The sequence below is a fragment of the Meiothermus sp. genome, assembly GCF_025060375.1.
Lineage (GTDB): Bacteria > Deinococcota > Deinococci > Deinococcales > Thermaceae > Meiothermus.
Map to the genome: position 1 here is coordinate 1 of NZ_JANXCG010000071.1, position 15,494 is coordinate 15,494.

15 protein-coding genes are annotated in these 15,494 nt (G+C 64.3%); 4 read left to right on the forward strand and 11 right to left on the reverse strand.

Translation table 11 applies throughout. The features are described 5' to 3' along the window. Positions 1-1,083: ATP-dependent Clp protease ATP-binding subunit ClpX (clpX, locus tag NZ849_RS08875; RefSeq protein WP_295406246.1), on the reverse strand; the 1,083-nt coding region annotated here is incomplete at its 3' end. Next, positions 1,070-1,657: an ATP-dependent Clp protease proteolytic subunit gene (locus tag NZ849_RS08880; RefSeq protein ID WP_119359627.1), complete on the reverse strand. Its 588-nt coding sequence runs from the start codon at positions 1,655-1,657 to the stop codon at positions 1,070-1,072. The genes NZ849_RS08880 and clpX, both read right to left, overlap by 14 nt. Before the next feature lie 825 nt (positions 1,658-2,482). Here NZ849_RS08880 and nikB point away from each other — a divergent pair. From nikB to NZ849_RS08895, 3 genes are read left to right on the forward strand one after another with little or no spacing between them, the layout of a single operon-like run. Next, entirely contained in the window at positions 2,483-3,433 is a 951-nt protein-coding gene (nikB, locus tag NZ849_RS08885) for a nickel ABC transporter permease (RefSeq protein ID WP_295406248.1), read from the forward strand. A gap of 46 nt (positions 3,434-3,479) precedes the next feature. Next, the gene (locus NZ849_RS08890) at positions 3,480-4,331 is read left to right on the forward strand and encodes an ABC transporter permease (protein WP_295406251.1); all 852 of its coding nucleotides are present in this window, start codon (positions 3,480-3,482) and stop codon (positions 4,329-4,331) included. Positions 4,332-4,360: 29 nt separating this feature from the next. After that, complete coding sequence (locus NZ849_RS08895; protein ID WP_295406253.1) at positions 4,361-5,878, forward strand: ABC transporter substrate-binding protein; 1,518 nt, start codon at positions 4,361-4,363, stop codon at positions 5,876-5,878. Positions 5,879-5,926: 48 nt separating this feature from the next. On the opposite strand, the gene NZ849_RS08900 is transcribed toward NZ849_RS08895, so the two are convergent. The 9 genes from NZ849_RS08900 to trpE are packed head-to-tail and all read right to left on the reverse strand — an operon-like array spanning position 5,927 to position 14,611. Further along, positions 5,927-7,864 (reverse strand): DNA topoisomerase subunit B, encoded by a 1,938-nt coding sequence (locus tag NZ849_RS08900; protein WP_295406255.1) that lies wholly within the window; start codon positions 7,862-7,864, stop codon positions 5,927-5,929. Positions 7,865-7,890: 26 nt separating this feature from the next. Next, on the reverse strand, positions 7,891-9,021 hold the full coding sequence (locus tag NZ849_RS08905) for a lipid-A-disaccharide synthase-related protein (protein WP_295406257.1): 1,131 nt from the start codon (positions 9,019-9,021) through the stop codon (positions 7,891-7,893). After that, positions 9,018-10,019 (reverse strand): anthranilate phosphoribosyltransferase, encoded by a 1,002-nt coding sequence (gene trpD / locus NZ849_RS08910; RefSeq protein ID WP_295406259.1) that lies wholly within the window; start codon positions 10,017-10,019, stop codon positions 9,018-9,020. Before trpD ends, NZ849_RS08905 begins: the two co-directional genes overlap by 4 nt. 43 nt (positions 10,020-10,062) lie before the next feature. Beyond that, positions 10,063-10,503 (reverse strand): glycosyltransferase, encoded by a 441-nt coding sequence (locus NZ849_RS08915; protein ID WP_295406261.1) that lies wholly within the window; start codon positions 10,501-10,503, stop codon positions 10,063-10,065. After that, on the reverse strand, positions 10,494-10,916 hold the full coding sequence (locus NZ849_RS08920; protein ID WP_295406263.1) for a glycosyltransferase family 2 protein: 423 nt from the start codon (positions 10,914-10,916) through the stop codon (positions 10,494-10,496). The genes NZ849_RS08915 and NZ849_RS08920 overlap by 10 nt, the downstream gene beginning before the upstream one ends. After that, positions 10,913-11,800, reverse strand: a complete 888-nt coding sequence (locus tag NZ849_RS08925; protein ID WP_295406266.1) for a glycosyltransferase family 2 protein — start codon at positions 11,798-11,800, stop codon at positions 10,913-10,915. Before NZ849_RS08925 ends, NZ849_RS08920 begins: the two co-directional genes overlap by 4 nt. After that, positions 11,776-12,618: a glycosyltransferase gene (locus NZ849_RS08930; RefSeq protein ID WP_295406267.1), complete on the reverse strand. Its 843-nt coding sequence runs from the start codon at positions 12,616-12,618 to the stop codon at positions 11,776-11,778. Before NZ849_RS08930 ends, NZ849_RS08925 begins: the two co-directional genes overlap by 25 nt. Before the next feature lie 20 nt (positions 12,619-12,638). Further along, positions 12,639-13,217: an aminodeoxychorismate/anthranilate synthase component II gene (locus tag NZ849_RS08935; protein WP_295406269.1), complete on the reverse strand. Its 579-nt coding sequence runs from the start codon at positions 13,215-13,217 to the stop codon at positions 12,639-12,641. Continuing rightward, on the reverse strand, positions 13,214-14,611 hold the full coding sequence (trpE, locus tag NZ849_RS08940; protein ID WP_295406271.1) for an anthranilate synthase component I: 1,398 nt from the start codon (positions 14,609-14,611) through the stop codon (positions 13,214-13,216). Before trpE ends, NZ849_RS08935 begins: the two co-directional genes overlap by 4 nt. A gap of 178 nt (positions 14,612-14,789) precedes the next feature. On the opposite strand from trpE, the gene NZ849_RS08945 reads away from it, so the two are divergent. Then, positions 14,790-15,494 (forward strand): MFS transporter (locus tag NZ849_RS08945; RefSeq protein ID WP_295406273.1); only part of this gene is annotated, 705 nt, incomplete at its 3' end.

The following is a 15,494-nucleotide window of genomic DNA, read 5'->3' on the forward strand; positions in this document are numbered from 1 at the left end:
CACCATCGCTTTTTCAATGATGGAGCGGAGCCCCCTAGCCCCGGTCCCACGCTTCAGGGCGCGCCGGGCAATCTCCCGCAAGGCTGCTGGGGTAAAGTGCAGCTCCACCCCTTCCATGCGCAGAAGCTCCTGGTACTGGCGCACCAGGGCATTTTTGGGCTCGGTTAGGATACGCACCAAGGCCTCCTCGTCTAGGGGCTCGAGCTGGACGATCACCGGCATCCGACCCACAAACTCCGGGATGAGCCCAAAGCGCACCAGGTCCTCGGGAATGACCTCAGGCTTTTCCTCCGTCTTTTTGGGACGAGTGAAGCCAATGGGATGCTGATCTACCCGCGAGAGCACGATGCGCTCCAGACCCTCAAAAGCTCCTCCCAAGATGAAGAGGATGTTCCGGGTATTGACCTGGATGAACTCCTGATGGGGGTGCTTGCGCCCCCCCTGGGGCGGCACATTGGCGATGGTGCCCTCCACGATCTTCAAGAGGGCCTGCTGCACCCCCTCACCGGAAACATCGCGGGTCAGGCTGGGGTTCTCCGACTTACGGGCAATCTTGTCGATCTCGTCAATGTAGACGATGCCCTTCTCCGCAGCCTGTACATCAAAGTCAGCGGCCTGCAACAAGCGCAGGATGACGTTTTCCACATCCTCCCCTACGTAACCGGCCTCTGTGAGGGTGGTGGCATCGGCAATGGCAAAGGGCACATCCAACATTCGGGCCAGGGTCTCGGCCAGGAGGGTCTTGCCGGTACCAGTGGGGCCTATCAGAAGCACGTTGGACTTCTGCACCTCTGCCTCGGGGTGCAGAAGGCGCTTGTAGTGGTTGTAGACCGCGACCGAAAGGGTTCTCTTGGCTAGCTCCTGCCCCACCACGTACTGATCCAAAAAGGCCTTTATCTCAGCCGGTTTGGGCAGGTTGCGAGGACCCCTGTAGGCGGATTTGGACTCGGCCTTGAGCAGGGAGTGAGCCCGGGCCACACACTCGTCGCAGATGTAGGCTTCCCCCATCGGGGACTCCACCAGATGGGCTACCTCGGGGTATCTACGGCCGCAAAAACTGCAAACCGGCTTATTGCGCTTCACGGCTCACCACCTGGTCTACGATGCCGTACTGGGCTGCCTCCTCGGCGGAAAGGTAATAGTCGCGCTCGGTATCGCGCTCCACCTTTTCCAAAGGCTGGTGGGTATGGCGGGCCAGAATCTCGTTGAGCACCTTACGGGTCTTCAGAATCTGCTCAGCCTGGATGGCGATGTCGGTGGCCTGACCACCCAGCCCACGGGCCCAGGGTTGGTGAATCATCACCCGTGAGTGCGGCAAGGCGTAGCGTTTTCCCGGAGCCCCCGCGGCCAGCAGGACCGCCCCCATGGAAGCCGCCAGCCCCACGCAAATGGTGGAAACCGGCGGGACCACAAACTGCATGGTGTCGTAAATGGCCAGCCCAGCGTCCACATCCCCCCCCGGGCAGTTGATGTACATGCGAATCTCCTGGTTGGGGTTTTGCGCCGCTAGGAAGAGAATCTGGGCCACCACGGTGTTGGCCACCTGAGCATCAATGGGGCTGCCCAAGAAGATGATGCGGTCCTTCAGAAGACGGCTGTAGATGTCGTATACCCGCTCCCCGCGGGCGGTCTGCTCTATGACGTAGGGCACCACCATACCGGCCTTATTCTATGACCGCGCCCAGTTTCAAGGGGGGGCTGGCGCACATACTCCAGACCACCATGCCCCTACCACAAACGGCCCCCTGGGGATCTTCGGGCTACCTTACCATAGCTGGCTACATCCTCACAACACCTCCCCGCAACCATCCCTCAGCCCCCACCTTCGCTTATGCGGGCCGTGCCGGGGGATGCAGTCCCACTGGCGGCAGGCACTCCCCCCGCCAGCGGGCTTCCGGGCGGCCAAGGAGTCTGAGGTGAAGCACACCAAAACCACCTGCCCTCTCAAAAAAACCGCTGGTACCTGGGCGAGAGCTCAAAACCTCGCCGGTCACGGTTGACACAGCGCAGCCTTTCCCAGTTTAGCTCGCAGCGAAAAAACCCGCTGTCCCAAACCCTACCGTGAGCCAACACCGGTAGCTTTGAGCCGTCTATGGTCTGGTTCGCGCAAAACCGTATAGCCGGACCCCGCTCGCCCAAGTGAAATGCATCGGTGCAGTTCTTGGACCTAGCCGGGTGCAGGTCGCAACGAAGCCCTGCCGCCTCGGCAATCCGATCCCAGGTAGCGACGCAAACGACGTCACCCCGGGGGGTCTTGAAGCCGCCCAGATCGAAGTAGCCCTGGGCCAAGGCGGGCAGGCACAGCAAACCCAGCGAAATCAGAACCCTCATTCCCCACCTCTCGGTTTGCAGGACCCCCACAACTACCCGGCGGGCTGATGGAAATGCGCTTCCTGCAGGGAATCCCCTACCCAAGCTTAGCAAAGGCCTTGCGACAACCCAGGTTACCCGCCACTGCGAGGAATATACTCAGGCTACTCCTATGGCCAGCTACGTGTTGCAGCGCCTTCTAGCAGCCATCCCCACCCTCTTCGGGGTAGCCCTCATCACCTTCTTGCTCATGCGGGCTGTGCCGGGGGATGTGGTCACCAGCCTGGTGGGCCTCGAGGCCAACGTTTCCCCAGAGCGCATGGCCGAGCTGCGCCGCCTGTTCGGGCTCGATCTGCCCCTGCACGTACAGTTTGCCCAGTGGTTAGGGGCCGTGTTGCAGGGCGATCTGGGCAGCAGCCTGCGCACCGGACGCGAGGTGGCCCAGGACCTGGCCCTGCGCTTTCCGGTCACGCTGCAGCTCACCCTCATGGGCCTCCTTGTCGCCCTGCTGATTGCAGTACCCCTGGGGGTGCTGGCGGCCATCCGACGGGGGAGCCTGGTGGACTACTTCGCCTCGCTCTTCGCCATTCTGGGCCTCTCGGTGCCGGGGTTTTTCCTGGCCTTGCTCCTCATACTCCTTTTTGCCCTGGCGCTGGGCTGGCTACCGCCCGCAGGCTTCGTGCCCCTGCGGGAAAATCCTCTGGAAAACCTGCGGCACATGGTTCTCCCCTCCCTCTCCCTGGGCCTGATCCTGGCCGGGGCGGTCACCCGCATCCTGCGCAGCTCAATGCTCGAGGTGCTCTCACGCGACTACATCCGTACCGCTCGAGCCAAGGGACTTTCCGAGCGGGTGGTCATCTTTCGCCATGCCCTGCGCAACGCCCTGATTCCGGTAGCAACCGTCATCGGCATCCAGTTCGGCTCGCTTCTGGGCGGGGCGGTCATCATTGAGCAGGTCTTCAGCCTGCCGGGGGTAGGACGGTTCGCCCTCGAGGGCATCAACCTGCGCGACTACCCGGTGGTGCAGGGCACGGTGCTGTTTGTGGCCACGGCGGCGGTGCTGGTCAACCTTTTGGTGGACCTGCTCTACTCCCTCATAGACCCTAGGATTCGGTACGAGTAACCCGCCAACGCGGTCCTAAACCCAAGACAGGAGGACGCCTGCTGCCATGAACCCCTCCACCCCCTGGACCCCTCTCCTCAAGGCCCTTCTACGCAACCGATCGGCCCTCATCGGCGGTCTTATCACCCTAACTGTGCTCCTGGGAGCCCTGCTGGCCCCCCTTATCGCCCCCTGGGACCCCCTCAGGTTTGACCCCCCCAACCGGCTCTCAGGCCCCTCTCCAGAACACTGGCTGGGCACCGACCAGTACGGGCGCGACCTGTTCTCGAGGGTGCTCTTCGGAGCCCGCTTCTCGCTCTCGGTAGCGGCGGTCTCGGTGCTGGCCGGCCTCTTGGTGGGTGGAAGCCTAGGCCTTCTGGCCGGGTACTTCCGAGGTGGGTTCGACCTGGTTATCTCACGGCTGGCCGACATCCTGATCGCCTACCCCGCCATCCTCTTAGCCATCGCCTTCTTGGCCTTTCTGGGGGGTGGCTTCGCCAACTTGGTCTTGGCCATCTCGGTGGTGTTCGTGGGGCCCTTCATCCGGGTAGCCCGGGCCGCAGCCCTCATGGTGCGGGAAGAGCCCTATGTAGAGGCTGCGCAAGCCATGGGGGCCAGCCACACCCGCATTATCCTCCGCACCATCCTCCCCAATGCGGCAGCCCCTCTAATCGTAGAGGCAACCTTGCGTTTCGCCTACGCCGTGCTGGCAGAAGCGGCCCTTTCGTTCCTGGGCCTGGGCATCCAGCCGCCCTTTCCAGCCCTGGGGTCAATGGTCTCAGAGGGACGAGCCTTTCTCTCCCTCTCCCCCTGGGGTTCGCTGGTTCCGGGTTTTGCCATTGTGCTGATGGTGCTGGGCTTCAACCTCCTGGGCGACGGGTTACGCGACGCACTGGACCCCAGGCTGCGAAGGTTGTGACGCCGTATAATCACAGCGAAGGAGGCGAAATGAAAAAGCTTTTGGCCTTGTTGGCTCTGGTCTTGGCCGCGTCTGCGCTTGCGCAAAAGCACGGTGGCGTGTTGCGGGCTGGAATGCAGACCGACCCGGTAGGCCTTGACCCCCACACCACCAACGCCACCGCCAGCCGCAACGTGCTGGAAAACATCTACGACACCCTAGTGATGCTGGACAGCAAGGGCCGCATCGTACCAGGGCTGGCCCAATCCTGGTCAGTTTCGCCCGACGGCCTAACCTGGACCTTCCGTCTACGTCCCGGTGTCACCTTCCACAACGGCGACCCCCTCAAGGCCTCGGATGTGGCCTTTTCCATCAACCGAATCAAAGACCCCGCGACCAAGAGCCCCAGGGCTAGCGACTTCGCAGTGGTCCGCTCGGTCACAGCCCCCAACGACAGCACCGTGGTCATCCAGCTCTCCCAGCCCTTCTCGCCCCTCCTGGCCAAGCTGGCCTTTAGCACCAACGTTGTGGTCTCGGAAAGGGTAGCCAAGGAGAACAACAACGACCTCAACAAGGCCATTATTGGCACAGGCCCCTTCCGCTTTGTGGAGTACATACCTCAGACTCGCCTGGTGGTGCGCAGGTGGGACAAGTACTGGCAGAAGGACAACCAGGGCCGCCCGCTGCCCTACCTGGACGGCATCACCTACACCTATTACCCCGACCCAGCAGCCCGCACCACCGCGCTTCGGGCTGGGGCGGTGGACTGGATTGAGTACGTACCCGCTGCCGATGTGCGCCCGCTCAAGGCTGACCGCAACCTGGTGGTGGTGGGGGGGCCTTCGGCCAACTTCCGCGCGCTGTACTTCAACACCACCCGTGAGCCCTACAACAACCCCAAGGTACGCCAGGCCATCGCCTATGCTATCGACAAGAAAGCCATTGTAGATCTGGCCCTCTTCGGCACTGGCGGCATCGTGGCCCGGGGAACCACTATCCCCTCTGGGGTCTACGCCTACACCAATAGCCCCTACAACACCCGGGATGTGGCCAAGGCCAAGCAACTCCTGGCTGAGGCTGGTTTCCCCAACGGCTTCACCATGAACCTCTACGTTACCTCCACCTACGACTTCCTGCGCACCCCTGCCGATGTGATCCGCGACAATCTAGCCGAGGTAGGCATCCGGGTCAACATCCAGGCCGAAGACTGGAACGTCTACCTGCCCAAGGCCCTGCGCAGCGAGTTTGACGTAACCCTCTTAGGCACCTCAGGCCAGACCGATCCCGACGACTACCTCTACAACACCTTTCATCCCTCCTCCGCGCTCAACCTCTCCAAGTACAGAAACGACCGGGTAACCCAGCTTCTAGAGCAAGGACGGCGGGTCTCGAGCCAAGCAGAACGCCAGCGCATCTACACACAGGTGCAGGAGATCGTGCTCCAGGACTGCCCGATGGTCTTCCTATTCCATTCGGCCCAGTACGAGGCCATGCACCGCCGGGTGCAGGGCTTCCTACACTTCCCCAACACCAGCTACCTGGCCTTCCGCTACACCTGGTTGCAGTAACCCACTGAGGCGGGAAATCCCAGGGGGCCCGCGGGCCCCCTGGGTTGTTCACACATCCAGTTGGGCAAACCGAGCGTTCTCCTCGATGAACTCGCGCCTGGGCTGCACTTCGGTACCCATTAGCTCGTCGAAAATTTGTGCGGCGTAGGCAGCATCCCGCATGTCCACCTTCTTGAGCACCCGCCTGGCGGGGTCCATGGTGGTCTCCCAAAGCTGCTCGGCGTTCATCTCGCCCAACCCCTTGAAGCGCTGAATTTCGTAGGGCTTGTCCCCAATCTCAGCCAGCGCCTTCCGCAAGGCTTCGTCGTCGTAAAGGTAGCGCACCTCCTTGCTCTTGCCCACCCTTAGGGCGTAGAGCGGCGGCTGGGCAATGTAGAGGTGGCCGCGCTCAATGATGGGGCGCATGTAGCGGTAGAAAAAGGTAAGCAGCAAGGTGCGGATGTGGGAGCCGTCCACGTCGGCATCGGTCATGATGATGATCTTGTGGTAGCGAAGGTCCTCCAGGTTAAAGTGAGCCTCGTCGCCGTCTTTACCCCCAATCCCCGCACCAATCGCGGCCACCATAGCCCGCACCTCGGCGTTCTTGAGGGCTTTGTTCAAACCGGCCTTTTCCACATTGAGTATCTTTCCACGCAGCGGCAGAATCGCCTGGAAGCGGCGGTCGCGCCCGCTTTTTGCGCTGCCGCCTGCTGAGTCTCCTTCCACGATGAAGAGCTCGCTCTCGGCCGGATCTTCAGACTGGCAGTCGGCCAGCTTGCCCGGAAGGTCGTCGGACTCCAGGGGGTTGGCCCGACGAACCAGCTCCCGGGCCTTACGGGCGGCCTCGCGGGCCTGGGCGGCGCGCAGGGCCTTCTCGTAGATGAGCCGGGCGATGCGCGGGTTTTCCTCCAGATACTCGGAGAGCTTTTCGTAGACCACCTTGCTCACCGCAGTACCGGCCTCGGGGTTCAGAAGCTTGCCCTTGGTCTGCCCCTCAAACTGCGGCTGGGAAATCTTGACCGAAATCACACAGGAGAGCCCCTCGAGCAGGTCTTCCCCACTGGGCTCGATGTCCTTTTCCCTAAGCAACCCAGCCCTCCGGGCATAGGTGTTGAGGGCCCGGGTATAGGCGTTGCGAAAGCCCGATACGTGGGTGCCTCCATCCACGGTGGGAATCATGTTGGCAAAGCTAGAGAGGATGGGGGTGTAGCCCTTGGTATGCACCAAGGCCACCTCCACACTCACCGCATCCACCTCGCCCTTCAGCAAAACTGGCCTATCGTAAAGCAGCTCCTCCCCACCGGCCTGATACCGGGCAAACGAACCCAACCCTCCTTTATCGAAAAAGACCTCCTCCTTCTGGTGAACCTCGTCTTTGAAGACGAGCCTGAGCCCCGCCACCAGGAAGGAAACCTCCCTCAGGCGCACCCGCAACCGACTGGCCTCAAACCGCTGGTCTGGACCGAATATCTGCGGGTCAGGCCGAAAGGTCACCCGGGTACCCTGCTTGCCCTCAGGGGCTGGCCCCACCACATGCAGGGGGCGGGTCACCTCGCCCCGGCTAAACTCAATGCGGTAGTGCTGTCCGTCGCGGAAAACCTCCACCACGGTAAACTCCGACAGCGCGTTGACCACACTGGCCCCTACCCCGTGCAGCCCTCCGGCGACCTTGTAGGCTCCCTCCTCAAACTTGCCTCCGGCATGCAGCACGGTGTAGATCACCTCCACCGCCGGTTTTTGCTCTTCGGGCATGAGGTCTACTGGAATCCCCCGACCATTGTCCTCCACCGTAAGGGAGCCATCCGGGTGCAGGGTGGTGATGATCTCGGTGGCTTCGCCCACCAAAGCCTCGTCCACCGCGTTGTCCAGAATTTCCTTGAACAGGTGGTGGTAGCCGTCGGCCTGGGTGCCCCCAATGTACATGGCCGGACGATGGCGCACCCCTTCCAGTCCCTTCAGAACCTTAATTGCAGAGGCGTCGTAGTTAGCGGCAGTATCAGCGCTCACTTGAACAGTATAGCACATTTTGTTATTTACATAAGGAAACGGTGCAGGTCTAGGGCAATGCGCTGGGCTGCCCCCGGCTCCCCCATCGCGGCCCTTCCATCGGAGCGGGCCTGGGCCTGCATCTTCGGGGAAAACAAGAACCGCCGCACCCCTTGGGCGATGGCGGAAGGGCTGGGCTCCACCAGGAGCAAAGCTGCCCCTAACAGGCGCTTTTGCCCTTCAGCAAAGGCCCGGGTGTACTGAGGCCCCGAGGTAGGAAACCCCACCAAGGGCACCCCGTAGCCGGCAGCCTGCTCCGCTGCGGTCCCGCTGGTGGAAACGGCCACCCTCGAGCCGAGCAGAAGCGACTTCAAAAGCCCCCGGGCCAGGTAAGCGATGGTTCCATCGGGGTGGCAAAGCCGGTGGGTCACCCCTTGCCGTTCACCGGTGGCCTCAAGCCGCCAGCCCAGGAGGGGAAGCGGCTCGAGGGGCAGCCCCGCCCAGGCAACGACCGGCTTAAGCCCCAGGTCCCCTAAAAGGCGGGCTGCTTCCAGCATTTTGGGAAGACTCTCGTAGGCATCCTGGCGAGAGCCCGGCAGAAGGAGCAGGTAGGGAGGGGGTACCCCAAAGCTCCCCTCCCCCACCGCGTCCAGCATAGGGTTGCCCAACCACACCGCCTGGCCCACCCCACGGGCCCTAAGCCAGGCCTCTCCCTCCGGCTCGCGGGGGTAGACCCGCATCGCTCGGCGCATCAGAAGCCGCTCGGTAACGCTGTAAGGGCGGCCTAAAGCCCGCAGGGTGGAGCGGCACTGCACCAGGAACAAAGGACGTCTCCCCAAAAGCCCCCCCACGAGCAGGGCGTAGATATCCCCCACAACCAGGGTAGCCAAGGCCTGCCGGGCCACCCACCGCACCGCGCGGTAGTGGGCCAGGCTCATGGAGAACCACCCGGCCCTCAAATCGGCCCACAGAGCCTTTGGACTCTGCAGGGCAAACCCCCCTGAGGGCATCTCCTTCCTGGGGCCCCATACGGCAAAACCCGCCTCCTCGTAAGCCAGGCCTCGCCCCACCAAGGGCACGGCCTCAACCCCGTAGCCCAAAGCCGCCAGGGCCTTCCCCAGGGCCACCCCAATGGTGTCCTCGCCGTGTCCGTTAGAAACAATCAGAATGGGCTTCATGCGTTGGTGAAGCGCACCAGCCGCTCCAAAAGCGCCAGCCCAGCCCCTTCATCCAACAAGCCCTGGGCCAGGCTAACTCCCTCAGCGAGGCTATCCACCTTGCCCGCCAGGTAAAAGGCCGCCCCAGCGTTGAGGGCTACCGCATCCCGCTTGGGACCCCGCTCCTTCCCCCCCAGGATGGCTCGAGCCGTCTCGGCGTTCTCCTGGGGCGTGCCCCCTCGGATGGCCTCATAAGGGGCGCTCGCCAGGCCCACCTCCTCAGGACGCAGGGTGTAGACGCGAACCTCCCCATCCCGAAGCTCGGCCACCTGGTTCACCCCCAGCACCAGCTCATCCACCCCTTCCCCATGGACCACCATGGCTCGCTCCGAACCCAGCCGGCCCAGAACCTGGGCAAAGGTGAGGAGCAGAGACGGGTTGTGCACCCCCACCAGGTTCAAGGTGGCGAAGGCGGGGTTGGTCAGCGGCCCCAGCAGGTTGAACACCGTACGCACCCCCAGCTCGGCCCGCACCGGCGCCACATAGCGCATGGCGGGATGGTGGTTGCGGGCAAAGAGGAAGCCCAAGCCTAGGGCCTCAATGGACTCGGCCACCCTCTCTGGGGGAAGGTCTATCCGAACGCCCAGGGCCTCCAGCAGGTCGAAGGAGCCCGACTTCGACGAGGCCGCCCGGTTGCCGTGCTTGGCCACCGGCACCCCTCCGGCAGCCACCACGAAGCAGGTGGTGGTGGAGATGTTAAAGGCGTCCGGGGCTACCCCACCGGTGCCCACGATGTCCATAAGGGGCCGGCGCCGGGTCTCGACCCGCACCGCGGCTTCGCGCATCCCGGCAGCAAACCCGGCGATTTCCTCCGGGGTCTCCCCTCGGGTGCGCAAGGCCATCAGCACCCCTGCGGTTTGCACGGGGGTGAGGTCGCCAGCCATAATCCGCCGCATCAAAGCCTGCGCTTCGGCCTGGGACAACGGCTCAGCCAGAAGGGCTTTCTTCAGCTCGTCCACGCTACCTCCAGAAAATACAGGATCCCTGTACCCATTCCAACCCTCAGCCTAAGGGCAACTGCCATCCTCGCCTCAGGCCCCTGAAAAGCGCCCCCACCTTATCAAATCGGCCACGCAAGCTGTACTCAGCCAGCCAAAAAAGGGCGTAACCCGCCACCGCCAGAAGAGGCCAGGGCGCGTGCTTGCGAAAAAGCCGAACATTATGGGCGGCAAAGTGCTCATCGGCGGCCAGGTTGCTGGCCCAGGAGGTACCTCCCTTGTGCAACACCCGGGCCTCGGAGGCCACCGCCAAGCGAAAGCCAGCCTTCCTGAGCCGCAGACCATAGTCGCAGTCCTCCCCGTACATGAAAAAGCCCTCGTCCAAAAAACCCACCCGCTCCAAGACCTCCCGTTTGATGAGCAGGCTGGCCCCGCTGATATACGACAGGCGGGGTAACTGTTTAGGGTGGGTGAGGAGGCGGATAAGACCCCAGTTCAGCACCACCTCCCCCCACCCCAGGCCTGCACCCGCTCAGGACGCTCCATCTCGTATATCACCGCACCCACCGCCCCAACCTTGGGATCGCCCTCTGCCAAGCGCACCATGGCCGATAGCGCCCCGGGGTCGGGCCGGGTGTCGGGGTTCAGCAGCCAGACGTAGTCGGCCCCCTCGGCCAGGGCCCGCCGGAGGCCCTGGTTGTTGCCCCCGGCAAAGCCCAGGTTTTGGGGCAGGGGCAGCAGCTCGAGGCCCGGAAAAGCCTCGCGCAGCCGCTCTACCGAGTCGTTGGGCGAGGCGTTGTCCAGCACCAGCAGGCGGAAGCGGGGATAGTCGAGGCGCTTCAGGGCCTCCAGGCAGGCCGCCGTCTCCCACCAGGCGCGGTAGTTGAGGACGATTATGTAGACGAGCGGGGGGTTCATCCGGGTGCTCCCTCGAGCAGCCCCCGGGTGTAGGCGGCCTCGAGCAAAAAGCGGTAGCGCCCAGAGGCCCCCGGGGCTTCCTCCCAGGCCCGCTCGCGCAGGAGCTGCTCGGCTCTAGCCCAGGGGTAGGCCAGGCGCTTATACGCCCGGGAAAGGGGATGCACCCCGGTCCAGAGGGCCACCAGCGGGTGGGGGTGCAGGCGGTAGAAGCGCCAGGCCATCCGTCCCATGCTCTCCTGCTTGGCCAGGGCGGCCTCGAGGCCCAGCCGGTCCTCGTGGGCCGCCCGGGCCTTCCGGGCCAGCCGGGGCCGCACCCCCTTGCGCCAGAGCCGCCAGCCCAGCTCGTGCTCCTCCCAGCCGTAGCCGGCAAACGGGGCGAAGGCCTCGGCCAGGGCCCGGGGCAAGGAGAGGCTGGCGAACCAGAAGCCCCCCCAGCCCAAAGGGGCCCCATCCGGCCTGCCCCGCACCCCGCCTTCCATTCTGGCCCGCCAGTAGCGCACAAAGGGGTGCTGGCCCAGCGACTCGGGCAGGTACAGGCGGCTTACCGCAGCCGCAGCAGGGTAGCGCCGGTGCAGCTCCAGGTGGGCCTGCAAAAAGCCCTCCTCGGGCACCACATCGTCGTCGTTGAAGAGCACGTAGGCCCCCCGGGCCCGGGCCAGCCCGGCGTTGCGGGCCTGCGCGAGCCCCCGGTTCGGCTGGCGCAGCACCAGAAGGCGGGGGTCTTTGAGGGCCTCCAGGGCCTCCGGCGTGGCGTCGGTGGAGCCGTCGTCCACCACGATCAGCTCGAACGAAACCCCCTCCTGCTCCAGAAAAGCCCGCACCACCCGGGCCAGCAGCCCGGCCCGGTTTTGGGTGGGAATCACGATGCTGAAGGTTGTTGCCACGCTTCGGAAGCCCCCCAGGCATAGGCCAGCTCATAGTCGCCGCGGGGCCCCAAAAGCCCCTTGAAGGAAGGGAGCAGGGCCAGCTTGAGCGTCAAGAGAACCGGGTGCACCCCTAGGGCCCAGGCAATCCGAGGGTCGCCATGCTTCCTCCAGACCCGCACGTGGGCCGCACCTGCCTGGCGGGCTTTCTGCAAGGCCTTGCCGCGGTAATCAAATGCCTCGTGCACCGCAACTGCGTCCCTCACGAAGACCAGCCGAGCCCCAGCCCTCATCAACCGATAGCCCAGGTCGGGGTCCTCACCGCCGTAGCCGCTAAAGGCTGGGTCGTATCCTCCTACCTCGTCAAAGAGGGCCTTGGGCAACGAGGTGTTGTTCCCCGTGACATTCCACCAGAAGGCCCGTGGGCCCCTTAGCTCGGCGGCCCCAGTACCCCGCAGCTCTGGAGGCAGCTCCAGCCGCCCCACCGCCACCACCCGGGGCCGGACGTGGGCCTTCTGGTGGGCCTCAACCCAGCCTGGCCGGGGCATCACATCGTCATCGGAAAAAAGCAGTATATCGCCCGAGGCCGCCTCGGCTCCACGGTTGCGGGCGCCTGCTGCACCCATGGCCGGGGTGAGCTCGAGGAAGCGTAGGGGGAAAGGGGGCCTGTACTGCTGCAAAAACTCCAGCGTCCCGTCGGTGCAGCCATCGGCCACCACCACCACTTCAAACTCGCCCTGCTGCGACTCCAGGCCGCGCAGCTTCTTCTCCAGCAGTGCGCGGCGGTTGTGGGTGGGCACAATCACCGAAACCATCTTGTGGATATAGCTTATCGCCAAACCCGGCCAGCCCAAAACGCCTAGCGGCACAGCTCCAGGAAGTTGGCCAGCATCTGCCGCCCCCCCTCGGTCAGCACCGACTCGGGGTGAAACTGCACCCCGTGGGTAGGGTAGCGGCGGTGGCGCAGGCCCATCACGGTGCGGCCCCCGGCCTCCTCCACCCAGGCGTTGACCTCCAGCGCCTCCGGCAGGTCTTCCACCACCAAAGAGTGGTAGCGGGTGGCCGTAAACGGCGTGGTCAGGCCCGCAAACACCCCGCTGCCATCGTGCTCAATGCGGCTGGTCTTGCCGTGCACGATCACCCGGTGCCGCACCACCCGGGCTCCAAAGGCCTCCCCGATGCTCTGATGTCCCAGGCAGACCCCCAGGATGGGGTAGCGGGGGGCATAGGTTTGAATCAGGGGCACCGAGAGCCCGGCTTCCCTGGGCGTGCAGGGGCCGGGCGAGACCACAATGCCGTCGGGGTCGAGGTCCTCCACGTCCCTCAGGTCAAAGCGGTCGTTGCGCCAGACGGTTAGCTCCGCGCCCAGTTCGCCCAGGTACTGCACCAGGTTGTAGGTGAAGGAGTCGTAGTTGTCAATCATCAGGATGCGCTTCATAGCCCCTCCTCGGCCAGCCGCACCGCCCTCAGCATGGCCTGGGCCTTGTTCAGGCACTCCTGGTACTCCGCCTCGGGAGAGGAGTCGTAGACCACCCCGGCCCCGGCCTGGATGTGCAGCGCTCCCTTCGCAATGACCATGGTGCGCAGGGTCAGGGCCATGTCCATGTGGCCGTCGTAGGCCAGGTAGCCGAAGGCCCCTCCATACGCCCCCCGGCGGGCGGGCTCGAGCTCCTCGATAATCTCCATGGCCCGAATCTTGGGGGCCCCCGAGACGGTGCCCATGGGCAGCACCGAGGCCAGGGCGTCGAGGGGGGTTTTGTCCTCGCAAAGCTCGCCCTCCACGGTCGAGACCAGGTGCATCACGTGGGAGTAGCGCTCCACCACCATCAGCTCCTTTGGCCGCACGCTCCCGTAGCGGCAGACCCGGCCCAGGTCGTTGCGGGAGAGGTCTACCAGCATCACGTGCTCAGCCCGCTCCTTCTCGTCCTGGAGCAGCTCCTCGGCCAGGGCCTGGTCCTCAGCGGCGTCCCGCCCGCGCCGGCGGGTGCCCGCGATGGGCCGGGTGGTCACCCTGCGCCCGTCCGAGCGCAGCAGGCTCTCGGGGCTGCTGGAGACCAGGGTGACCTCGCCCAGGTCCAGAAAGCCCATGTAGGGGCTGGGGTTGACCGAGCGAAGAGCCCGGTAAACGGCGAAAGGATGCACCCCCAAAGGCGCGGAGAAGCGCAGGCTGGGCACCACCTGGAAGATATCCCCCGCACGGATGTACTCCAGGGCCCGCCCCACCAGGGCCTCGTACTCGGCTTTGGAAAGATTCTGGGTAAACTCCATGCGCCGACCAGCCCGCTCCCCCGGCACCCCCGGCAAGGGGCCTCTGAGCTTCTTTTCGGCCCAGGCAATGCGCTCCAGGGCCTCAGCCTTCTGCCCCTCCCAGGCAGGGGCTACGATGTGGAGCTGCTGTTTGAACTGGTCAAAGACCACCAGCACCTCGGGCTCAACAAAGAGGAGGTCGGGAATCCCCAGGACATCGGGCTTCAGCGCAGGAAGGCGCTCGTAGTAGCGAATCAGATCGTAGGCCGCATACCCCACCGCACCTCCCCAGAATAGGGGCAGGTCGGGGTCGAAGGCCACGGGCCGGTGGACAGCCTCGTAGAGGGTGCGAAGGGGGTCCTGAGTGGGAACCACCTCCCCGTTTAGGGTAAAAACCCCGTCCTTCAACCTCCAGATGTTCTTCGCTCCCACCCCCACAAAGCTCCACCTCGCCCAGGCCTTGCCCCCCTCTACCGATTCCAGCAAGAAACTCGGGGCAGCCTTCTCGGAAAGCTTTAGGTAGGCCGTAACGGGGGTTTCGAGGTCGGCCAGCAGGGTTTTCTTGATCGGCAAAGTCCGCTCCATTGACACGCTCCAGCAAAAAGGGAAACCCCCGGGGTAGGCCCCAGGGGTACACAAAGGCGCCGCCCTGGGGTCTACCCAGGCCACCACCCCCAAGCGGCAAATATCCTCATCGCCCCCCCAGGCTACCCCAATCCAGCAATGCAACGCAAGGCCCCCTTGCACGGTAGACTGTTCCCCAGTGAGGCCGCTTTCGCTGCTCTTTCTCACCCTTTTCAACAGCATCTTGGGGCTGTCTATCCTGTTTCCGGTCCTGGGCCCCCTAGCCCGGGAGCTGGGGCTCAGCGAGCTGCAAGTAGGGCTCTTCTCCACTGGCTACGCGCTCATGCAGTTCCTGCTCTCACCCTACTGGGGCCGAAAAAGCGAGGTCGCGGGACGCAAGCCCATCCTGCTGGTGGGCATCCTGGGTTTCTCGGCCAGTTTCTTCCTGTTCGCCCTCTTCGCCTGGCTAGGCTACAAAAAAGCCCTCTCAGAACCGGTTCTCTTTGCTCTTTTGCTGCTCTCTCGCCTTCTGGGAGGGGCTTTTTCCTCGGCCACCTTGCCTACCGCTCAGGCCTACCTAGCCGACATCACCCCCCGTGAGAACCGAGCCCAGAACTTTGCTGTCCTGGGAGCGGCTTTCGGCCTCGGAATTATCTTCGGACCAGCCATCGGGGCAGGGCTGGCCCAGTTCGGTCTCCTCACCCCGGTGGTCTTCTCAGCGGGGTTGGCTCTGCTCAACGCGGCATTTGTGGGGTGGGCCTTGCCCGAATCGCACCGCCCCGAAGCCCGCCCTGAGACCACAACCCGGCTTTCCTGGCGGGACCCCCGCGTCCTGCCCCTGCTGGCCGTGGGCCTCAGCATCAGCCTGGCCTCCGTGGCCATGGAGCAGACGGTGGCCTTCCTG